Origin of the sequence: Flavobacterium sp. JLP (assembly GCF_015350755.1) — a bacterium.
GTDB lineage: Bacteria > Bacteroidota > Bacteroidia > Flavobacteriales > Flavobacteriaceae > Flavobacterium.
Map to the genome: position 1 here is coordinate 26651 of NZ_JADKPS010000001.1, position 21458 is coordinate 48108.

A 21458-nucleotide genomic window follows, 5' to 3' on the forward strand; every position below is an offset into this window, starting at 1 on the left:
ATCAAAAAAGTCCTGTAAATACAGGACTTTTTTATTTTTATAAAGTGATGATTTTAATTATCTTTTAGCAGTCAACGTTGATCCCGCGGAAGCAATTACAACACAAACGACAGCTAGAATTTCATAAAAGCTAAGATTCTCCTGCAAGAAAATAAAAGCGCAAATAGAAGCAGCTGCAGGCTCTAAACTCATTAGAATACTAAAAGTGCGAGGAGGAAGCTGACCCAAAGCTTTCATTTCTAATGTAAACGGAATTGCACTAGATAAAAGGGCTAAAGCAATGCCCATTCCAAAAAGTGTAGGAGTAAGATTAGCCAAACCATTTTCGTAAAAACCAAAAGGTAATATTAATATTGCTGCAAATAACATTCCGGTCGATACGGCTTGACCACCATTCATAATTTTAGATATTTTACCTCCCAAAATAATATAAGCTGCCCAAAGCGCACCAGCTAAAAGGGCAAATATAACACCAAGAGAATCGACACGATCGTTTGTCCAAGGAGCGATTAAAACTATTCCGGCTCCAGCGAGCAAGACCCAGCAATAATCTATTAAACGTCTAGAACCAATTATTGCGACCAATAAAGGTCCGATGAATTCTAGAGTAACGGCTAAACCAATTGGAATTCGTTCAATGGCCATATAAAAAATCAAATTCATTGCCCCTAACGATAAACCGTACGGAACAACAATTCTCCATTGTTGTGATGTGATTTTAAACAGATTTGGTCTGTATGCTATAAATAAAATTATAGCAGAAATACCAATTCTAATCGAGGCTGTTCCCGCAGCTCCAATCGCAGGGAATAGCGTTTTTGCAATTGCAGCACCAGATTGAACACTTATGATTGCTAAAAGTACTGCCGGAACTGGCGGAATATTAAATTCTTTATTTTTCATGAGGAAGAAACTTGTAATAGAAGAATTAGAAATGAGTTAAAAAACATTTCTTATTTTATAGTAAGAATAAGTCGCTGAAATTCATTCAACTTTAATAAAACTTCTAACTACCCCAAAGCACGTTTTGTTATGTAAGCACGATATCCAATAATAACCATTTGCCATTTTTTTGCTTTAGAAATGTCTAAACCTTGTTTCGTAAAACTAGGTAAAAGAATTTTATTTATTTTGGCTAAAATTTTATACATGGCAGGTTTATTTTTTTCAAAGATATAAAAAAAGGCTTTGCGGTTAGGCAAAGTCTTTTTTTTGGTTTTGGCTAGTTTTGGATTATGATTTTTCGTTCAGTTTCTTTTCAATTTTTTCCAGCATTTCTTTAGCATTGGTGTTTTCTGGAGATAATTCTAAAGTTTTTTTATAATTTTTCTTTGAATCTTGTAATTGATTATTTTTAAAATAAACATCAGCCAGACTATCATAAGCATTTCCAGAATTTGGATTTTCTTTCACATTTAATTCAAAAACTTTTATTGCATCATTTATTCTGCCATGCGATAATAACGTATAGCCAATAACATTTAGTCGATATTCAAAATTCCAATCGGGATGATTCTTTTTTGTATTCAAATAATTTTGTTCTGATTTTGTGATTTCGAGTTTCAAAAAATCTTGATTAATTTTTTCACCGGATAAAAGATAATCATCAACTAAGGATTTATCTACAATAGATGCAACATGATTTATAACCTGACTTTGAACATATAAATTAGAATATTTATGGCCATTTGATAAAAATATGATAGTTAAATTGTTATCAATAAATTTTCTAAATGCTGTTTCATTTCCGCCAGTAAAACCATATGAAAGCGTTTTATTCACGGGAACAATTTCCCACCCGTATGCAAAACGATCTGTGTTGTTTGCAAAAGGATATGGTTTCCACATATTGTATCTGGTTTCTTCTTTTAAATAAATATCATTATCTAGATTCTGATTCCATTTTAGGAATTCAGTAAGTGTAAGATTTAAACCGTTTGCCGAATGAGAGTCTGGACCGCTGTTATAATTATTTTTTTCGTATTTTTTGGTTTCGGTATTGTAATTATAGCGAACTGCGCCTCTAGGGGTGATTTGCCCAAAATTAGATAAGAAGAAAACACTAGATTTTGCTTTTGGAAATTGATTGCTTAAAATATATTCTTCAAAAGTCAAACTTGTAATCTTTTCAATAATTTTAGCTAGAAATAAATAATTGGTCTGATTGTAACGATATTGATTTCCGGTGACAAATTGCATTGGTTTTTTTGACAACAAAGAAATTTTTTCAGTATAAGGTAAGGAAAACGGAATATCTTCAAACTGAACAATATCTGGAAGCCCAGAAGAATGTGTTAGTAAATTTTTAATTTTTATTTCCTGCCAATCTTCAGGAAGATTTTCTAAATATTTAGAAATAGGATCTTCTAAAGTTAATTTTCCTTTTTCTATAAGTTGAAAAATACCGACACTTGTAATTAATTTGGTTGTAGAAAAAATTTTAAAAGCAGTGTTTTTATCCACTGCTTTATTTTCTTCTATAGATGCTTTTCCATAATATTTCTCATAAACGATTTTTCCATCTTTTATCACGGCTAGTGCTGCACCAGGAATTTCATTTAATTCAATTACTTCTTTAATATAACTATCAATTTTCTGTTCGGTTACGTTATCTGTTTGACTAAAAGATAAATTTAAACCAAATAGAAGACACACAATAAAAAGGATCTTTTTCATTTATGAGAACGATTAAGATTTTTTACTTTCTTTTTCCCATTTCTTTATGTCCTTTTCATTTTCTTTCATGTTTTTCTCGTAAACTTTCATTTCCTTTTCAAATTTTTTCATTTTTTCTTCAAAATCTTTTCCGAATGATTGTTCCATAGAAGCGCTGTATTTTTCCATATCTGCGCTAAATTTTTCCATAGCAATTTCGTATTTTGCCATTTCTTTTTCATAATTAGCGCCTCTTTTCGACATTGCTTCCTCTACTTGTTTTTCGTAAGCAGATAAATCTGGTTGAAAGGCTTCCATCTTTTTTTCAAATTCAGCCATTTCTTTTTCGAAATTTTTCATAGCAGCCTTATCGTTCACATTTGCTGGAACACTTGGCGCTTTAGGCATTTTCGACATATCAAGAGGAGGAACTGGAGGCACCAGTCCTGCAGGAAATGGAGGTGCAACAGGAGCAGGAGGAACAACAGGCGAAACTGGCGGAACAGGAGGAGCTGGAGGCGCTATATCTGCAATTAAAGCACCATCACCGTCTGTTTCTTTAATTTCTACAACGCGATTTCTGATTGTCATTGGCCTATCAATACCGCCATCTGTAACTACGTCAATTTTTTTAGAGCCGTTATCTTCTGTTGTAATAACAATTCCACAGTTTTTAATCGCTTTATCACCTTCAATTTGAATGGTTTGAATTTCTTCTGTTCCTTTTGTAACTTCTACTGTAATAGCAGTTAATTCTTTTTCAGCATTTCTTTTTACATTAGAAATAGCGACATCAACATCATGATTTTTTTTCAGTTTTTCAGACATTGTTTTTAATTCTTCATCTGTTGTATTTTTTTTGATTTTGTATACATCTATAGAAGATATTTTTTCAGAAACTTCGTGAGCTTCTTTTTTCTCTTGTGCAATAGTTTTAATTTGAAATAAAAACACAAAGGCTACAAGGGCAGGAAGTATTGCATAATACTTCAAGTAATTACTTTTTTTTGATTGATTTTTGTTTAACATGACAATTCGTTTTTTGATTAATGATTGATAAAAATGATTGGTGATTGCAACACAACTTTCATGTGTTGTAATTTTTAAAAGCGTGTATTGGTACGCTTTTTTGTCTGATATTTTTTTTGCGGCTTCACTATCAGCGATAAATTCAAGATTTTGAAGAATTGCTTTTTTGTAAAGCCAAATTATTGGATTGAACCAAAACAACACACAAAATATTCTAGAAATCAATACATCTACAGTATGATGCTGATCGCTGTGTACTTTTTCGTGCTCAATAATATTTTCTAATTCTGATGCCGTATACATTGATGAGTTGTATACGATATAATCAAAATAAGAAAAAGGAGCGATATTTTCATTTACATCGACAAATTTAAAATCAGCTTGCTGTTCTACTTTTTTGCCTTTTAAAACCGAATTCAAACTATAAAAATCTGCTGCAAATTTTATTATTAGAGCAATAAAGCCAATTATGTATATAGCAAGCGCAACATAATTCCAGTTGATTTCGAATGTTTCTTCTTGAACAGTTTGAGGATAATAAACTTGAGAATAATTCATTACAGGCAGTGGAGTAGGATCGACCCAGACAATTTTAGTATAAACTAAAAAAGGCAAAGCGACTGAGGTTACTAAACCTGCCAATAAAAACCACCTATTACTTTTAAAGAAAGTTTCTTTGCGCAATAAAAAATAATAAGCAAAGTAGAACAGTACTAAGAGTCCACTTGATTTTGCAATAAAAATGAAAAGTGCTTCCATAAACGATTATTTATCTTCTTTCGGAGTTTCAATCATAGCTAAGATTTCGCGTAATTCTGCCGCAGAAATTTTTTCCTCTTTGGCAAAAAATGAAACCATACTTTTATAAGAACTGTTGAAATAATTATCAATTGCAGTACTCATAAAGCCTTTGCTGTAATCTTCAATACTTATAATTGGATAATATTGATGCGTATTTCCAAAGGCATTATGACTTACATATCCTTTCTCTTCGAGATTGCGAACAATAGTCGAAAGCGTATTATAATGCGGCTGATCTTCGGTGATTTCTGCCTGAATTTCTTTTACAAAAGCTTTTTTGAGCTTCCATAAAATATGCATTATTTCTTCTTCTTTATTGGTTAGTTTGTGCATGGTAATTGTTTTTTTTTAAGAAATTGAAATAAATATTATTTAGTTTCAATTTCAAGGACACCATTTTTACCTTGGTCTCCATATTTGCCTGTTGCATTGTCGCCAGTCAGTACATTAACAGATCCAATCTTCAAATTTTCAAGATCTTTAGTGTTTGTAATATTTGAAATCACTCCATCAATGACAACTAGTTGTGTCAAATGCGTACTTGTATTTTTACCATCTGTAGATACGTGAACCACTGTAGGCGTTTTAGCATTACTGTTTACGTTTACGCTAACAGAAGTATTTGTATTAGCTTTTCCGTTTACATTAGTATCGTTAGTATTTGTACTAGTGCTTGTGCTAATGCTTGTATAAGTATTATTAGTAGTTTTAACATCACTTGCAATTTTAGAATTTTGAACTTTTTTTACTTCAACTTTACGTTCTTTATCGATGGCTTTTACTTCATTTTCTTTATCCTCAGTCTTTAAGCCTATTTTCTTAGAACCGTCACTTTCAGTTTCAATAACAATTTCACAATCCTTGATTGCTTTGCTCCCTTTAACGCGATACGATTGCGATTGCTCAGAACCTCTTGTTAAATCAAATCTAATGGCGATTAATTCATTGTTTGAATTTCTTTCAACATCCGTGATCTTTGCGTCAACATTGTGATTTAGTTTCATTTTTTCAGCCATTTCTTTTAATTGCTGATCTGTAGTTGTTTTGCTGATTTTATAAACATCAACAGATTCTTTTTTACCTTTAATTTCTTTTGAAATTTCTCTTTTTTCTTTAGCAATTACTTCAATTTGAAATAAAAGCACAAAAGCGGCAAGTGCTGGAATTACTACATAATACTTCCAAGAATTTCTCTTTTTTGATTGATTTTTGTTTAACATAACGATTCGTTTTTTGATTAATGATTGATAAAAATGATTAGTGATTGATAGACAACTTTCATGAGTTGTAATTTTTAAAAGCGTGTATTGATAGGCTTTTTTATCTGATATTTTTTGTGCAGCTTCTTTGTCAGCAATAAATTCAAGATTTTGAACAATTGCTTTTTTATAAAACCACATTACAGGATTGAACCAAAAGAGAATACAAAAGGCTCTCGAAATTAAAACATCGATAGTGTGATTTTGATCGCTGTGCACTTTTTCATGCTCAATAATATTTTCTAATTCTGATTCCGTAAACATTGATGAGTTGTAAACGATATATTCAAAATAAGAAAAAGGTGCGATGTTTTCATTAACATCAACAAATTTAAAGTCTGCCTGCTGCTGTATTTTTTTTCCTTTTAAAACAGAATTTAAGCTGTAAAAGTCGAAAGCAAATTTCACTACTAAAGCTAAAACGCCAAGTCCGTAAATGGTAAGTAAAACTAAATTCCAATTAATTTCAAAAGTATCTTTTTCAACTTGTTGGCTGTACGATAAATAATTTAAGTTTGAAATTGGAGTAGGATCAACCCAGACAGTTTTAGTATAAACCAAGAAGGGAAGCGTTGCAGATGTTATTAATCCAGCTAATAAAAACCATCGATTACTATTAAAAAAAGTTTCTTTGCGCAACAAAAAATAATAGGCACAATAAAACAATATGATTAATCCAGCTGATTTTGCGATATAAGTGAAAAGTGCTTCCATAAACAACTATTTTTCTTCTTTTGGAGTTTCGATCATGGCTAAAATTTCGCGTAATTCTGCGGCAGAGATTTTTTCTTCTTTAGCAAAAAACGAAACCATATTTTTATAAGAACTGTTGAAATAATTATCAATAGCCGTTTTCATATACTTTTTGCTGTACGCTTCTAAAGTTATAATTGGATAATATTGGTGTGTATTTCCAAAAGCATTGTGCGCTACAAAACCTTTCTCCTCAAGATTACGAACAATAGTCGAAAGTGTGTTATAATGAGGCTGATCTTCTGTGATTTCTGCCTGCACTTCTTTTACGAATGCTTTTTTAAGCTTCCATAAAATATGCATGATTTCTTCTTCTTTGTTGGTTAACTTTTGCATGTGTTCTAATTTTAAATCAAACTTACAACTATTTTTATAGTTACACAACTACAAAAGTAGTTATTTAACTATTTTTTAAGTTTGATTTAAAATAAACATATAATAAAAACCTTTCAAATTTAATCTAATAAATTGAAATTGAATTGTTTATATGAAATTAAAATTTTAGGAAACTTTTTCTCGAAGTAATGCATTTTTTATCCATACACAGCAAAGAGTAGCAAAAACTCCTGTCGAAGCCATAAAAAGCCAGTTGGTTTGATAACCGAGACGAGTAATGATTTCGAAACCAACTTTAGAACTGATAATGTGCGCTAGACTAAAACTCATCGTATAAAGTGCCATGTAACGACCTTCCTGGCCACGCGGTGCACGGCTTAAAGCAAAAGCATTCGAAAAAGGGAACGTTAGAATTTCGCCAATTGAGATACAAATCATACTAAAAACCAGTACGCCAGCCCAAACGTTAATTAATAATAAGAAGAAACTCAAGGCCATAATAAAAGAACCCAGAATGATAATTCTGATTTTAGGAAAGCCTTTTCTTTCCATAAAACCAACAGTTGGCATTTCGAGAGCAAAAATCAAAAGCCCGTTTAAGGTCATTAAAAGTCCGGTTTGGAATTCGCTTAAACCAAACTTCTCGTTATGATATAAAGGTAAAGTTGTAAAAAGCTGAAAGAAAATCATGGCGGTAACAAAACTCACAAATAAGAAAACCCAAAAAATACGATCATGAAAAACCGATTTTATTTCTGCTGGAATTTCCATTTTATCGTCGTGAACAGCTTTTTTCTTTTCCTTAACTAATAGAGCAAATATTAAAATCGAAATAATGCAAGATGCTCCGTCAACCCAAAATAGTCCTTGATATCCAATTCCCATAATAATTAAACCGCCTAAAGCTGGTCCTGCAGCAAAGCCAAGATTTACCGCCAAACGTACTAAAGTTAAGGCACGCGTTCTATTTTCTGGTTTTGCATAAGCGCCAAGAGAAACAAACATTGCTGGTCGAAACATATCGGCAATAACCATTAAAACAAACATGGCGATGCAAAGTCCCCAGAAAGTTGTAATATATTGTATGAAGAAAAGCGAAACGCCGCTGGTAAACAGACTAAAAATCATTATTTTGTAAAATCCAATTTTATCTGAAAGTTTTCCGCCAAGCCACGAACCTAACATCGATCCTAAACCAAAAGAAACCATTATCCAACCTACTTGATTATAAGTAAATTGAAGATCTTCTTTTAGATATTTAGATAAAAAAGGAAGTACCATCGTGCCAGCGCGATTGATAAATGTAACTAGGGTAAGTATCCAAATTTCTCTTGAAAATCCACGAAAATTATTGATATAATGGTTGAAAGCAGTTTTGAGCATTATAAATTCTGTTGTTTGCAGCAAAGTTAGAAAACTTTGTCACGTATTCTGGTTGTCGCTTTGTTACTTTTAAACTATTTTTGCTCAAAATTTATAAGATGAAAAATAGTATTGTTTATATCGTTTTGCTGCTTTTTAATTTCGGCTTTAGCCAAAAGAAATTTGATCAAAATGAAGTTGTCAAATTTCAGAAAACAATAAATGCCGAATATGCTGATGCTAAGACAAGTCCGTTGATGGAGGAAGATTTAAAAACTTTTAAGGCTTTAGAATTTTACCCCATAAATGAAAAGTTTTTCGTGAACGCAAAGCTGGTAAAAGCTAAAAATGAGAAAGTTTTTGAAATGAAAACTACCGGAACGAGAACACCAAAATACATTAAGTACGGCACTTTATATTTTACTCTAAACGGCGTTGCTTTGCAATTGAATGTTTATCGAAGCATTGATCTTTCAAAACAAAAAGAATACAAAGATCATTTGTTTTTGCCTTTTTCTGATTTAACGAGCGGGAAAGAAAGTTATATAGGTGGAAGATATATCGATCTTAAAATTCCAAAGGGAGATAGTATAGTGGTCGATTTTAATCAAGCATATAATCCGTACTGCGCTTATAATCATAAGTATTCATGTCCGCTTGTTCCTTTAGAAAACGATTTGAATGTTGAGATTAGGGCAGGAGTTAAAACGTTTCATTAATGGAATTTTTTAATTTTCATACACATCAATTTACCAGCCAGTCTAACGTTTTAGAATTGGTAAATCAATATCCGCAAGAATTTGATGCTTCAATTCCGTTTTATTCAATCGGAATTCATCCTTGGCATATTGTGGCAGACAGAGTTGATGCTGATTTGAAAATTATAGAAGAAAAATTACAAACTGAAAATTGTTTCGCAATTGGAGAATGTGGTTTAGATAAACGAATCGAAATACTGCTGGAACAACAAATTACAGTTTTTGAAAAACAATTGGCTTTGGCAGAAAAATATAAAAAACCAGTTGTAATTCATTGTGTTGCTGCTTTTCAGGAAGTAACTGCAATAAAGAAAAAAATGAAAATTTCGGTTCCGATGATTATTCATGGCTTTTCAAAAAACAGCCAAATTGCGAATCAGCTTATTAAGGACGGATTTTATCTCTCATTTGGAAAATATTTGCTCAGAAATCCAGAATTAAAAACAGTTTTTCAGGATATTCCGAACGATCGTTTTTTTTTAGAAACCGATACAATTGAAGAAGATATTACACAGGTTTATAATCTTGCTAAAGAATATAAGAATATAACTATCAAAGAATTACAAGATATTATCTCTAGTAATTTTGAAGAAGTATTTGAGAGGAAGTTTTGAGTTATTAGTTATTAGTTATGGTGAAACTTTAAACCTGAAACGTGAAACTTTAAACTTTAAACAAATTTAAATTAAAATAAACAAAAGAATTATATGGCAGAGTGGACAGAAAGAGCCGAGCTTTTATTTACAAAAGATGGATTACAAAATTTGCAAAACTCAAATGTTTTAGTAGTTGGGTTAGGTGGCGTTGGATCATTTGCTGCTGAGTTTTTAGCAAGAGCAGGAGTGGGGAATATGACGATTGTTGATGGAGATGTCGTTGATATTACAAATATTAACAGACAATTGCCAGCTTTGCATTCAACTGTTGGACAGCCAAAAATTACTATTGTTGGTGATCGTTTAATGGATATTAATCCAGAATTAAAACTCACTCGAGTTCAGGAATTTTTATCTCCAGAGCGCGCGTTCGAAATTGTTTCTCCAGAATTTGATTATGTTTTAGATTGTATTGACAGCATTACGCCAAAACTTAATTTGATTATTGCAGCAAAACGCAAAAGAGTCAAAATCATTAGCAGCATGGGTGCAGGCGGAAAAATGATGGCCTCAAAAGTAAAAGTGGCTGATATCTCTAAAACGATAAACTGCTATTTCTCAAAAGCAATCCGCAAGAGATTAAAAGCTGTAAAAATCAACAAATTGAAAGTAGTTTTCTCATCTGAAATTCAAGATGAAAAAAGCTTAAAACTAACCGACGGAAAAAACTTTAAAAAATCTTTCTACGGAACAAACAGTTATATGCCAGGTTTATTTGGTCTTCACGCTGCAGAAACGGTAATTAGACATTTGTTGAGCAAATAGAGATATTAAGCTGCTAAGTGTTTAACTTAAAGCAAAAAAAACTTAATGACTTACTAACTCAGAATCTTAGAAACTTAAAAAAAATGATTAAAACAGTAATTTTTGATATGGACGGCGTAATTGTGGACACAGAACCCGTTCACCGTTATGCTTATTACAAACAATTTTCAGAACTAAATATCGAAGTTACTGAAGAAATGTACACTTCGTTTACCGGATTTTCTACACGAAATACATTTCAAACTTTAAAAGGATTTTTTCCGACTATAGAGCATGAGGTTGAAGATTTGATTCAGAGAAAAAGAAATATTTTTAACGATGCTTTTGATACTAAAGAAGATTTATTTCTATTAGAAGGAGTTGAAGATTTAATTAAAGATTTATACGCAAACGGAATTCAGTTAATTTTAGCTTCTTCTGCATCTAAAGTTACAATTGATCGTGTTTTTACAAGATTTAATCTGCACCAATATTTCACGCACATTGTAAGTGGAGAAGATTTTCCGCAATCTAAACCAAATCCAGCCATTTTCTTGCATGCAGCTTCGTTATCAATTGCTCCAAAGGAAAATTGTATTGTTATTGAAGACAGTACAAATGGAGTAAAAGCAGCAAAAGCAGCAGGAATTTATTGTGTTGGTTATAACAGTCATCATTCGAAATTACAGGATTTATCAGATGCTGATTTGATTATCAATGATTTTACTGAATTAAACGCGCAAAAAATATCACAACTTGTTTCTTGAATTAAGTTAAATTTAACAATTGTTCGCTAATTGAATTTGTAAATTTGAAGAAAACAAATAAACCTAAGAATGAAAAAACTACTTATTGCATTAGCTATTATAATAGCACCTTTTGCTGCAGATGCACAAATTAAAACACCACAAGCGAGTCCAAAAGGATATATTAAACAAACAGTTGGTTTGACAGATGTTGAAGTAACGTATTCAAGACCGGGAGCTAGAGGCAGAGCGGTATTTGGAAATTTAGTTCCGTTTGGTAAATTGTGGAGAACTGGTGCTAATGAAAACACCATTATCAATTTTAGTGATGATGTTGTTATCGACGGAAAAACTTTGAAAAAAGGAAAATACGCAATTTATACTATTCCGAAAATTGAAAGCTGGGAAGTAATTTTCTACCTTTCTACAGACAACTGGGGATTGCCAGAAAATTGGAGTGATGCATATGTTGCTTTGAGAACTACTGTTAAAGAAGATGCTTTGCCAACTCCTGTTGAGACTTTTACAATTGGAATTAATGGTTTAGATCCTAATTTTGGCTATTTAGAAATGGCTTGGGAGAATTCTCATGTAGCTTTAAAATTTGAAGTTCCAACTGCTAAAAATGCAACTGCAAGTATCGAAAAAACTTTGGCTGGACCAACTGCAAACGATTATTATGCTGCTTCGCAATATTTATTTTCATCAAACGGAAGTATTGAAACAGCTAGAACGTATGTTGATAAATCTTTAGAAATGAGCACAGATAAACCTTATTTTATCTTGAGATTAAAATCATTGATTCAAGCAAAACAAGGAGATAAAAAAGGCGCAATCGAAACAGCAAAAGCTTCATTAGCTGCTGCTGAGACTGCAAACAATCAAGATTACGTAAAAATGAACAAGGACAGTATCGCTGAGTGGAGCAGATAATCTCTTTTAATTTTTTTAATTATAAAATATAAAAATCCAAAGCTTTTAGTTTTGGATTTTTTTGTTATTTGAAAGAGTAGAAAAATGAAACCTTAAACTTGAAACAAATCAAACTAGACTAAACTTGACTTTCAATTCAAGCTCGGCGGTTCTGGAATTTTAATTGTTTTTTTTGTTTTCTTTACGATAAGCAAATAAAAAGTTATGCCTCCAAGAATAATAAGCAACGCAATTTCAAGCTGTCCAAGACTATTATTATCATTATACATGGCATTGGCACTTGCTAATTTTGCTTTCCCTTCCTTAATCTGAATTTGTGACAAGGATTCTAATGTTTTCAAGGCTGCTTCGCTCGAATAAGCAATTTTATTCCAGTTATTATTTTCAACTTGATTATTTATTTCTTTACAGGAAGATAAGAAAGCATCAAAATGTTCTTTCTCCTTATTTGTCAAAACAGTTTTAGCATATAAATCATCTATATTATGAACAATATTTAGAGTTTTAATGATTTCTTTTTTCTTTATATTGTCACTTATGCCAAGCTTTTCGGCTTCCGTTTTTATAAAATTAATTTCTTTTGAATATTGAAATATATAATGCGCAACAACCAATCGATCTTTATAAATTGCATTAATATTTTCGTTTACTTTTTTTGAATTTTGAAGTGTGTTGAAATTATTTAAAACAATAATCAGCATAACGACAAGCAAGATAAAAGCGGCTTTTGTTTTGTTGCTGTATTTTTTTAAATCTTTCATAATGCTGATTTTAAAAGAAATTTACAAATGATTAGCTTCTCAAAGATAAAGATTTTGATGGAGAATTAGCATCTTATAATCTTTGTTAAAATTGTTTATCAAAAACATATTGAAGTAATATTAAAAAAATAAAATAAAGCAAAGTTTGAATTAAACTGATACAAACACCAAAAATAAGAATCCGTTTAATTATATTTTATTTTTAAATTATGGTGCTTCGAAATGACTTAACATTTATATTTAATTTATCTGTTTGCTTTATTATTTACTCCAAAACCACTTCATCTTTACTTGGTTTACCTTTAAAAAAGATAAGTTGCATCAACAACGACAGTACAATAGTCAAAATTGCTCCAATGAAATTCAGCCATAAATAACCTAGTTTTTCTTGCTTGTAAATCATGAAATAATAGATGATAAAAATGGTGATTTGGCTGATTATAGCGCTATAAAACATAGGCTGTGCCTGAACGCGACGAAGGTAAAATCCGACTAAGAAGATCCCTAAAACAGTTCCATAGAAAATAGAACCAATTATGTTTACCAGCTGAATTAAATTTTCAAATAAAGTTCCTACACAGGCAAAAAGAATAGCTACAATTCCCCAAAAAAGTGTAAAAAATTTGGTTGCATTTAAATAATGCTTCTCTGATTTCTCAGCTTTAAGATTTCGTTTGTAAATGTCAATTGCTGTTGTCGAAGCCAAAGCGTTTAATCCTGAAGCTGTTGAAGACATTGCTGCCGATAGAATTACAGCCAACAATAATCCGATAAGTCCTTTTGGCAAATAATGCAGAATAAAGTGAAAAAACACATAATCTTTATCATTGGTTTCACTGTTGCTGTCTGCTCTCGAAATAATTTCTTTTGCACGGTCACGTAAATCTTTTTCTTTATTTGACAGTGCTACTAATTCTTTTCGTAAAATAGGGTTGTCATAGTCCTGATTTAGCTGATCGATATACAATAAATTGATGACTTTTTTGTCTTCTGAAAGTGTGCTTAATTTTTTTTCTAGAGCGTGATATTCTTCTTTATAAGCTGATTTTTCAATAACAATTTTATTATTTGGATTAAAATTTAACGGCACTGGATTGAATTGAAAAAAAACAAAAACCATAACTCCGGTCAACAGAATAAAAAACTGCATTGGCACTTTTAAAAGTCCGTTCATGATTAATCCCATTTGGCTTTCACGAACTGATTTTCCAGATAAATAACGTCCAACTTGAGATTGATCTGTTCCGAAATAGGCTAGTGCCAAGAAAAAACCACCCGTTATACCGCTCCAAAAAGTATATTTTTCTTCAGGATCAAAAGAGAAATCAACAATATTCATTTTATCATTCGCGCCCGCAATATGCATCGCGCTTGTAAAAGTCATATCGTTTGGCAAATAATGCAAAATCAAGAAAAATGTAATAAACATTCCCGACATGATCACAAACATCTGTTGTTTTTGGGTTACGTTAACCGCCTTTGTTCCTCCAGAAAAAGTATAGATAATGACAAGAACACCAATTATAATGTTCATTAAAGTTAAATTCCATCCTAAAAGTGCCGATAAAATAATTGCTGGAGCATAAATAGTAAGTCCGGTTCCTAAACCTCTCTGTACTAAAAAAAGTATTGCAGCAAGCGATCGCGTTTTTAAGTCGAAACGCTTTTCTAGAAATTCATAGGCCGTAAATACTTTATTTTTATGATATAACGGAATAAAGGTCAAGCAAATAACAATCATTGCAATTGGCAGTCCAAAATAAAACTGCACAAAACCCATTCCGTCATGATAAGCCTGTCCAGGAGTTGATAAAAAAGTAATAGCACTCGCTTGCGTCGCCATTACCGAAAGTCCAACTGTGTACCAAGGTGTTTCGTTGTTTCCTAAAATAAAATCTTCAACGTTTTTACTGCCTTTGGTTTTCCAAGAGCCATATCCAACAATAAATAAAAGCGTGACAATCAGTACGATCCAATCAAATAATTGCATAGGTTATGAGTATAATTGCATTATTAAGAAAAAAATTAGAATGTAAATAGCATTCGCCACCAAAACATAAGTGTAGCTTTTTTTCCATTTTTTTGTTTTTTTAGCTTCCATTTTTATGAATGTTTATTGCTTAAATTCTTGTTTAGGAGCTTCTATTGGCTGTTTCAGCGAAATTATATTTGAAAGTAATCGATACGCACCGGCTACACCTTCTGGCAACTCTCTAAAAAAGCTTAAACCGGTGTAAATATAATATCCTTTTCCATACGGCGCTACTAATAATGCCCCATCTTTAGCAGATTCACCTTTATCATGAGAAGATATAATAGGAGTGAAGGCAGGGTCATATTCATTAGGATAATACAAACCTTGCTCTTGTGTCCAGCCTTCAAAATCTTTTGTACTGATTTTGTTTGGTGTATTTAAAACAGGATGATTAGGTGCTAGAAAAGTAATTTTAGCATTTTCTTCAGTCACACGATCATTTGAAACTTTTAGCGGATAAGGCGCAATCTGGTCAGTGACCATTTTGCCATATGTATTGTATTGCACAATCATATTTTTACCGCTTTTTACAAAATCAAAAAGTATTTTTTGTTTGTTTGCTAAAGCATTTACAGTATTGTATGCCCGAATTCCAGTAATAACGGTACTAAATGAATCAAGTTTTTCAGGCGTGATTTCTTCTGGTTTTAAAAGAGTGACTTTGTATCCCATTTGCGTTAAACTTTCTGGAACTTCGTCGCCAGCACCCATGATGTAGCCAATAGCATCTCCAGAAGTTTTTAGGTCAATTCGAATGCATTTTGATTCGGCCGGTTTTAAAACCATTTGTTTGGTAATGTGCGGATAATCAATTATAGTCTGGTCTTTATCAAAACGTTTATTATCCACGGTAACAATACTTTTGGCAACAGCTTCTTCTGGATTTACCGGAGGAGTAACTTCAAAATAAAAGGTTTGCTCGTTTCCTTTTTTATCTAAAGAAAATGCAATTTGTTTCGGAGAAACTACCCAGCTTTTTGGTAAATCAAGTTGTAAATTTCCTTTTATTGCATCTTTTCCAGCACGAACTTTTACTGGAATCATTTTGCTTTTAGTGTCTTTAAAAATCAATACTTTTTCTAAAATCGAAGTTGTAACTTCTGGAACTATATCGAGAAAATTATACATTTCGCCTTTTACGCCATCGTTGTATTTGTAAACAACTGTGCGCTCAAACGGAATTTCAACACCGCTGATTTTTACATTAAAAACAACCTTAACTTCTCTTATAATATCTGGAATTCCAATATTTTCTTGGTTCGAAACCGTGTACATTCCAACGCTTGCTTTTTCCTTTAACCAATAAGGCTGTGTATATTCCAAATTATTTGGAAGCTGTATTTGAAGGTTTATTTTTTGGTCGTTATTGTTTTTTAAAATACTATTTTGGATCGTCGTTTTATTGTCAGGCAATGAGGTTACACTTGCCAATTGCATTTCAACAGAACATCTGTTTATCGCTTCTAGACTTAATTTAATAGTACTTCCTGGTGTTGTTTCTTGTTCGCTGGCAACAGCTTCTAGATATAATCCAGAGCAAGAGGCTATAATATTTTTTATTGCTGTTGCTTTTAGGGTTTTCCAATGATCATCGTCTAAAGCTTCAATCATTTCGTATGCCTTTACCAAATCAGGAATGCTGGCTGACGGATTGCTGAAATCATATTTCGTGATAATTTTAGAAATCAAATCACCAACTGGTTTTCCGTTTTTAACTCGGTTCCAAGTCGTGTCAATTCCATCAAACAAATTATCACGTTCTTTGGGATTTTCTCCATTAATAAGTTCTAGAAATTCAGTTTCTTCTCCACGTGCTCCAGTACTTCCAAATCCTTGTGATTGGTGGCGGCTTCGGCTTAAAGCAGCAATTTCCTGATTCGATTTTCCAATTCCAGTATAATAAACGCCAGTTTCTAATTTGGTGAATTTCGATTTATTAGCAGCATCAAATTTTTCCTGGCTTCCATAAAACCACCAAGACGGATTAAAAAATTGTCTTTTTACCTGCCAAGGTTTAACATATTTTAATTGTTCGGGATATATTTTAGGATCATTTGTTAATTTAAAACTTTCAACGCTCAGTATGGCTGAAGAAGTATGATGTCCGTGCGTAGTTCCTGGCGATCGATGATCAAATCGGTTAATAATAACGTCTGGCTGAAATTTTCTGATGGTCCAAACTACATCAGCAAGAACTTTATCTTTATCCCATATTTGTAAAGTTTCGTCTGGAGTTTTAGAAAAACCAAAATCGTTTGCGCGCGAAAAAAACTGTTCACCGCCATCAATTTTACGAGCTTCAATTAATTCCTGAGTTCTGATAACACCTAATAGTTCGCGCAATTGCGGGCCAATTAAATTCTGTCCTCCATCACCTCGTGTTAAGGATAAATACCCAGTTCTGGCATTCATTTCGTTTGCCATATAAGAAATCAAACGTGTGTTTTCGTCATCTGGATGAGCAGCAACATATAAAACGGAACCTAAAAAGTTTAGTTTTTTAATTTGATTGTAAATTTCTACAGAACTTGGTTTTTGTGGTTGTTGTGCAAAACAAATAGAAATCCCTGTTAAAAAAAATAAAAGAATTTGTAACTGAATTTTTCGCATAGCGTGATTAGGTGTTTTTGAAAGTGCTTCAAAAATACTAATTATATTGTTGATGAGTATTTAAATGAAATGTTAATGTTTGGTTATTGATTCTCTTTTTTAAGAGAATGTATTACAAAAATAAAGGCCTCTAATTATATCTAAGCTCTTTAAGCTATTGTTTGTTTATATTGATTAATCAACATTAGAATTGGTACTACTAGTTTTTTATTAAAAAAAAAGAGCATCAAAATATTTGATGCTCTTTTTTAAAATTGTTATTTAACAGTTTTTATCTTCTTCCGTGACCATTTCCATGGTGATCATCGTGTCTGTCGTCTCTATCGTGTCTATCATGTTTGTCATGATGTCTATCATTGTGTTTGAAATCTCTGTGATCATCATGACGATCGTTGTAACCATAAACGGGTCTTGGTTTATAAGGTCTTTGTGGTTCACCGTGATATCCTTTATAGTATTTTACTCTATGACGATCAAAATAAGTATATGGTGTTCTTCCGTGGTAGTCGTTTAAAACAACTTTGTATCCTCCATATAAATCATAGTTTCTGTATTGTCTTGGCAAATAGGTTGTTCTAACCCATCTTCCGCCTCCATAATAAATAAATTGAGAAGCTCGAACATCATAATAAGCCTCAATGTCTGGCAAATAATAATATTCCATTTCTGAATATCCTGAAGGACCCCAAGCTGGAGGTGTTCCTATATTAACGTTAATTGATACTTGGGCTTGTGTGGCATTTGCAACCAATAGAAATAATCCTGCGATTGCTATTTTTATTGTTTTCATTTTTTTAAGTTTTAATGTTAATCTTGTTTAGGGATATTCATATACTGTGCCAAAAATAAAAACAGAATGTATTTGGTCGAATAAATTGAGCATTTTAACGAGCTAATTAAAGCTAGTATTTTTATAAGTTTTTGATTTTTAAATTGTTCCGACAATTTAAAAACAAGAAAAAAAATGCAAAATATTTTATCTTATTTATAATCTACAACTCTGGGTTTAGCCAGTTCAAAATTTTGTAAACCGTAATCTGTAGTTTCAAAAGTATTGGTTTTAAATACATTATCACCATCAAAAGGTATTGTTGGATAATATGACAGTGATAATTGAAAAGAACTGAATACTAAGTAATCATTACTGATTAAAAGACCAAGAGTTACTTTAGAATATGCTTTGTTTCGAGACATGGCATTATTCGGACTTCCTAAAACTGCAATTGAATAATTAAAAAACGGATTCATACGAAAGCCCCAAAGCGCATGAGGCGTATAAGTTTGTGTCTGAAGCGATAATAGTAATTTGTTCGTTCCGTAAATAGCGCTGTTAAATCCTGCTAATCCATTTTCTTCATTAATATTAAGCTCGTCTCCAATAATGTTTTCTCGGTTTATACCAAGAACCAATTTTGGATTAACAAATTGTCTTAATTTCCATTTTCCTATACTGTATAGTTTTGTAAAGTAATTTGTTTCCATCGAAAATGCCGTTTGATAGGTTTTCGATTCATGAAAGAAAGTACCAGCTTCAAAATTCATACTCATAAATCCCCATCGGTAATAATTTCCAAATGAAAATTGCCCGCCTACATACGGTCTCCATATTGTATTTTTATATTGATAACCTAAAGTAACGCCATAAATTCTTCCTATGGGTACATCTTCAGTCTGTCCGTTTCTAAAGATGTAGCTGTCTTTTATAAATTTTCGAGTATTGATTCCAATCCCAGATAAAATAAGTTTTTCATCAGAATAAAAATGAGTCGGATCGTATACCTCAGTTGGAGTTTCGGTAAAATTTACATTTAAAAAACGACCTGTTACAATCAAATTTGTAACCCCATTTTTTTCATCAGCAAAAACCTTGCTGGCCTTTCCTGCCCATAAATCTTGCGAGTTATATTTAAATGGCTGATAAGCATACGTCATATCTGGAGCCTGCAATGTATCTTTTCTAAAATTTTGAGCAATGTAAAAACCGCCAGCCCATTTGGTTAAAGGAGAATAGAATAACCGTTCAATATTGATACTTTTTACATAATTATCATCAAGGTCCATTTTGTAATGCAAAGCAGCTCCTATATAGGTATTTTTGATATTTGGAACTGTGTAGGTAACATCATTTCCATTTTGACCATCATCAAAACGATTCGTAAAGCGATATTCAAGCTGTTGTCCTGAGCCAAAAAAATCTTTTTCTTTAAACCCGACTGAAACTTGATTGCTTGATATAGAAAATCTCGGAATCGTACTCCAAGAATCTAAAACTCGTATGGTTACATCAACAGAATCTGATGCAGCACCAACTACTTCATTTGTAATTCGAACTGCAGTAACATATTTCTGCGATCGAATCAAACGTTCAGATTCCTGTACTTTATAGCTGTCATAAGATGAGTTTTTTTTGAAAAGCAATAAATTAGTGATGGCAATTCTTTTTGTTTTTAAATGAAGTCTGTTACCCGTACGTTCTCCCCAATTTTTTGGAGTTTGTGTGGTATCCATAAGAGAATGACCAAATGGATCTAACGTTATAATATTAATTTTTCGAATGATTTTGCCATTATAATTTGCAGTATCACTTGGGATAATTAAATCTTCCTTTTTTCTGGGTTTATTTGCTCTAAACAAAAGTTTATGCAGTGTTTGAGTAAATTTATTCTTTTTAGAATAATTTCTAATTTTAGTGTATACTTCTGCGCTGTCTCTTTTAACTGTATTATTTTTTTTTGTTTTATCTACTTGAGCATATGTGCTTTGCAGACAAAAACATAAAAAGATAAAAACGATTATTTTATTGTTTAACGACATTCAGTATTTTTTCTATATAAAATTAGGTTTTGTATGAATATAGGTATTATTTTTCTTACTTTAAGAATAATATTGTTTAATTTTCAATCTTAGCTCGACGAACTCTCCAAGTAAATTTTTTAGGCATATGGTTTCCCATTAAGTAGCCCCAAGGTTCTAATGATTCAATTCTTTCAAAAATAATTTTCAAAATCGCTAAAAGCGGAATAGCCAAAAACATACCCGAAATTCCAGCCGCCGCGCCGCCAACGATAATTCCCATGATAGATACAAAGGCATTAATTTCGACTTTTGAATTTATTATTAATGGCACAAGTATATTATTATCAATTAATTGAACAATGACATTGACAATTAAAATGCCTAGAATTATTGATGTATCTGGAGTTCCAGTTAATGATGCTAAGACTGTAATGATTCCTGCAATTAAAATTCCGATATAAGGTATTAGATTCAGAATTCCAGTTATTAATCCTAATAAAATAAAATATTTTACTCCGATTATCCAAAGTCCTAAACTTGTTAATACTGAAACAACAATCATCTCAAATATTAAACTGATAATGTAATTATTAATAGAAACTTTGATTTGTGCTAAAATATCTTTTAAGGCGGCGTGGTTTTCTTTAGAAATTAATTTTGCTAAAAACAGTACAAAGTGATCTTTATATAATAAAAATAAAAAGGTATAAATTGGAATAATAGTGCAGTCTAAAAGAAGATCCGTTATTGATATTATAGCTGAGCCAATAGTACCTCCGCCATTTTTTACAGAATCTTTGGTAACATTATCTAAATATTTCTTCTGTTCTCCAATACTTATATGAAAATTCTCTTTGACAAATTTATGTATCTCTGTTATAAAAACATTTGTATTTTTCTTAATAGTTTCAAAATCATTCGCCATATCACTTACTTCGTAGGAAATAAAAAAGAGTATACCAGCAATAAAAGAAGCAAATAACAAAACACAAATGGCGGCAGCAAGATGTCTAGGGAACTTCAGCCTTGTGTTCAAAAATGTAAAAAGAGGAAGCAGTAAAACAGCAAATAAAAATGCCATTAAGACAGGAGTAATTATATCTTTTCCAATACAAAAAATAAAAGCAAAACAAATTAAACTTACTAAAATCAAAGAAAGTTTAGCATAAAATGGAAATTGTATTGTTCGAATCATTTGTATTAAAAAATTAAGGTTTTATAGTT

At 31.7% G+C, this 21458-nt stretch carries 19 protein-coding genes; 5 read left to right on the forward strand and 14 right to left on the reverse strand.

From position 1 onward, the window contains the following. Positions 1 to 57: 57 nt before the first annotated feature. From IRZ83_RS00115 to IRZ83_RS00150, 8 genes are all read right to left on the reverse strand, one after another. The gene (locus IRZ83_RS00115) at positions 58 to 903 is read right to left on the reverse strand and encodes an EamA family transporter (RefSeq protein ID WP_194565948.1); all 846 of its coding nucleotides are present in this window, start codon (positions 901 to 903) and stop codon (positions 58 to 60) included. Between the two features lie 107 nt (positions 904 to 1010). After that, positions 1011 to 1151 carry an SsrA-binding protein gene (locus IRZ83_RS00120; protein WP_194565950.1) on the reverse strand — a complete coding sequence of 47 codons (141 nt, stop codon included), beginning with the start codon at positions 1149 to 1151 and terminating at the stop codon, positions 1011 to 1013. Positions 1152 to 1233: 82 nt separating this feature from the next. After that, positions 1234 to 2676: a serine hydrolase domain-containing protein gene (locus IRZ83_RS00125; protein WP_194565952.1), complete on the reverse strand. Its 1443-nt coding sequence runs from the start codon at positions 2674 to 2676 to the stop codon at positions 1234 to 1236. Between the two features lie 12 nt (positions 2677 to 2688). Further along, positions 2689 to 4443 carry a M56 family metallopeptidase gene (locus tag IRZ83_RS00130; protein WP_194565954.1) on the reverse strand — a complete coding sequence of 585 codons (1755 nt, stop codon included), beginning with the start codon at positions 4441 to 4443 and terminating at the stop codon, positions 2689 to 2691. 6 nt (positions 4444 to 4449) lie between these two features. Further along, entirely contained in the window at positions 4450 to 4818 is a 369-nt protein-coding gene (locus IRZ83_RS00135; protein ID WP_194565956.1) for a BlaI/MecI/CopY family transcriptional regulator, read from the reverse strand. Positions 4819 to 4853: 35 nt separating this feature from the next. Continuing rightward, the gene (locus IRZ83_RS00140) at positions 4854 to 6458 is read right to left on the reverse strand and encodes a M56 family metallopeptidase (protein WP_194565958.1); all 1605 of its coding nucleotides are present in this window, start codon (positions 6456 to 6458) and stop codon (positions 4854 to 4856) included. A 6-nt stretch (positions 6459 to 6464) separates the two neighbouring features. Beyond that, positions 6465 to 6833, reverse strand: a complete 369-nt coding sequence (locus IRZ83_RS00145) for a BlaI/MecI/CopY family transcriptional regulator (protein WP_029270473.1) — start codon at positions 6831 to 6833, stop codon at positions 6465 to 6467. A gap of 165 nt (positions 6834 to 6998) precedes the next feature. Continuing rightward, entirely contained in the window at positions 6999 to 8216 is a 1218-nt protein-coding gene (locus IRZ83_RS00150; protein ID WP_194565960.1) for an MDR family MFS transporter, read from the reverse strand. Between the two features lie 98 nt (positions 8217 to 8314). Here IRZ83_RS00150 and IRZ83_RS00155 point away from each other — a divergent pair, with 98 nt between their 5' ends. The 5 genes from IRZ83_RS00155 (at position 8315) to IRZ83_RS00175 (ending at position 12032) form a co-directional block, all read left to right on the forward strand. Continuing rightward, a complete protein-coding gene (locus IRZ83_RS00155; protein ID WP_194565962.1) occupies positions 8315 to 8914 on the forward strand; it encodes a DUF1684 domain-containing protein in 600 nt (199 codons plus the stop codon). Further along, positions 8914 to 9567, forward strand: a complete 654-nt coding sequence (locus IRZ83_RS00160) for a TatD family hydrolase (RefSeq protein WP_194565964.1) — start codon at positions 8914 to 8916, stop codon at positions 9565 to 9567. Before IRZ83_RS00155 ends, IRZ83_RS00160 begins: the two co-directional genes overlap by 1 nt. Positions 9568 to 9660: 93 nt before the next feature. Beyond that, positions 9661 to 10374 carry a ThiF family adenylyltransferase gene (locus IRZ83_RS00165; protein WP_029270464.1) on the forward strand — a complete coding sequence of 238 codons (714 nt, stop codon included), beginning with the start codon at positions 9661 to 9663 and terminating at the stop codon, positions 10372 to 10374. A gap of 83 nt (positions 10375 to 10457) precedes the next feature. Then, positions 10458 to 11120: an HAD family hydrolase gene (locus IRZ83_RS00170; RefSeq protein ID WP_194565966.1), complete on the forward strand. Its 663-nt coding sequence runs from the start codon at positions 10458 to 10460 to the stop codon at positions 11118 to 11120. Positions 11121 to 11189: 69 nt separating this feature from the next. Continuing rightward, positions 11190 to 12032 carry a DUF2911 domain-containing protein gene (locus tag IRZ83_RS00175; RefSeq protein WP_194565968.1) on the forward strand — a complete coding sequence of 281 codons (843 nt, stop codon included), beginning with the start codon at positions 11190 to 11192 and terminating at the stop codon, positions 12030 to 12032. 131 nt (positions 12033 to 12163) lie between these two features. Here the strand turns inward: IRZ83_RS00175 and IRZ83_RS00180 are convergent, their stop codons facing one another. The 6 genes from IRZ83_RS00180 to IRZ83_RS00205 form a co-directional block, all read right to left on the reverse strand. Next, positions 12164 to 12793: an MCP four helix bundle domain-containing protein gene (locus tag IRZ83_RS00180; RefSeq protein WP_194565970.1), complete on the reverse strand. Its 630-nt coding sequence runs from the start codon at positions 12791 to 12793 to the stop codon at positions 12164 to 12166. Between the two features lie 265 nt (positions 12794 to 13058). Beyond that, positions 13059 to 14783: a sodium:solute symporter gene (locus IRZ83_RS00185; protein WP_194565973.1), complete on the reverse strand. Its 1725-nt coding sequence runs from the start codon at positions 14781 to 14783 to the stop codon at positions 13059 to 13061. A gap of 123 nt (positions 14784 to 14906) precedes the next feature. Then, positions 14907 to 17438 (reverse strand): PIG-L family deacetylase, encoded by a 2532-nt coding sequence (locus tag IRZ83_RS00190; RefSeq protein ID WP_194565975.1) that lies wholly within the window; start codon positions 17436 to 17438, stop codon positions 14907 to 14909. A 271-nt stretch (positions 17439 to 17709) separates the two neighbouring features. Next, entirely contained in the window at positions 17710 to 18228 is a 519-nt protein-coding gene (locus tag IRZ83_RS00195) for a hypothetical protein (RefSeq protein ID WP_029270452.1), read from the reverse strand. Between the two features lie 191 nt (positions 18229 to 18419). After that, a complete protein-coding gene (locus IRZ83_RS00200) occupies positions 18420 to 20252 on the reverse strand; it encodes a hypothetical protein (protein ID WP_194565977.1) in 1833 nt (610 codons plus the stop codon). Between the two features lie 76 nt (positions 20253 to 20328). Then, positions 20329 to 21429, reverse strand: a complete 1101-nt coding sequence (locus IRZ83_RS00205) for an AI-2E family transporter (RefSeq protein ID WP_029270447.1) — start codon at positions 21427 to 21429, stop codon at positions 20329 to 20331. Between the last annotated feature and the right edge of the window lie 29 nt (positions 21430 to 21458).

What these genes read in the sequence shown, in the direction of transcription:
- IRZ83_RS00180 (WP_194565970.1), bottom strand. Translation starts at nt 12,793, where the DNA reads ATGAAAGATTTAAAAAAATACAGCAACAAAACAAAAGCCGCTTTTATC.
- IRZ83_RS00205 (WP_029270447.1), bottom strand. Translation starts at nt 21,429, where the DNA reads ATGATTCGAACAATACAATTTCCATTTTATGCTAAACTTTCTTTGATT.
- IRZ83_RS00155 (WP_194565962.1), top strand. Translation starts at nt 8,315, where the DNA reads ATGAAAAATAGTATTGTTTATATCGTTTTGCTGCTTTTTAATTTCGGC.
- IRZ83_RS00160 (WP_194565964.1), top strand. Translation starts at nt 8,914, where the DNA reads ATGGAATTTTTTAATTTTCATACACATCAATTTACCAGCCAGTCTAAC.
- IRZ83_RS00150 (WP_194565960.1), bottom strand. Translation starts at nt 8,216, where the DNA reads ATGCTCAAAACTGCTTTCAACCATTATATCAATAATTTTCGTGGATTT.
- IRZ83_RS00120 (WP_194565950.1), bottom strand. Translation starts at nt 1,151, where the DNA reads ATGTATAAAATTTTAGCCAAAATAAATAAAATTCTTTTACCTAGTTTT.
- IRZ83_RS00195 (WP_029270452.1), bottom strand. Translation starts at nt 18,228, where the DNA reads ATGAAAACAATAAAAATAGCAATCGCAGGATTATTTCTATTGGTTGCA.
- IRZ83_RS00130 (WP_194565954.1), bottom strand. Translation starts at nt 4,443, where the DNA reads ATGGAAGCACTTTTCATTTTTATTGCAAAATCAAGTGGACTCTTAGTA.
- IRZ83_RS00170 (WP_194565966.1), top strand. Translation starts at nt 10,458, where the DNA reads ATGATTAAAACAGTAATTTTTGATATGGACGGCGTAATTGTGGACACA.
- IRZ83_RS00165 (WP_029270464.1), top strand. Translation starts at nt 9,661, where the DNA reads ATGGCAGAGTGGACAGAAAGAGCCGAGCTTTTATTTACAAAAGATGGA.
- IRZ83_RS00175 (WP_194565968.1), top strand. Translation starts at nt 11,190, where the DNA reads ATGAAAAAACTACTTATTGCATTAGCTATTATAATAGCACCTTTTGCT.
- IRZ83_RS00115 (WP_194565948.1), bottom strand. Translation starts at nt 903, where the DNA reads ATGAAAAATAAAGAATTTAATATTCCGCCAGTTCCGGCAGTACTTTTA.
- IRZ83_RS00200 (WP_194565977.1), bottom strand. Translation starts at nt 20,252, where the DNA reads ATGTCGTTAAACAATAAAATAATCGTTTTTATCTTTTTATGTTTTTGT.
- IRZ83_RS00125 (WP_194565952.1), bottom strand. Translation starts at nt 2,676, where the DNA reads ATGAAAAAGATCCTTTTTATTGTGTGTCTTCTATTTGGTTTAAATTTA.
- IRZ83_RS00135 (WP_194565956.1), bottom strand. Translation starts at nt 4,818, where the DNA reads ATGCACAAACTAACCAATAAAGAAGAAGAAATAATGCATATTTTATGG.
- IRZ83_RS00145 (WP_029270473.1), bottom strand. Translation starts at nt 6,833, where the DNA reads ATGCAAAAGTTAACCAACAAAGAAGAAGAAATCATGCATATTTTATGG.
- IRZ83_RS00190 (WP_194565975.1), bottom strand. Translation starts at nt 17,438, where the DNA reads ATGCGAAAAATTCAGTTACAAATTCTTTTATTTTTTTTAACAGGGATT.
- IRZ83_RS00185 (WP_194565973.1), bottom strand. Translation starts at nt 14,783, where the DNA reads ATGCAATTATTTGATTGGATCGTACTGATTGTCACGCTTTTATTTATT.
- IRZ83_RS00140 (WP_194565958.1), bottom strand. Translation starts at nt 6,458, where the DNA reads ATGGAAGCACTTTTCACTTATATCGCAAAATCAGCTGGATTAATCATA.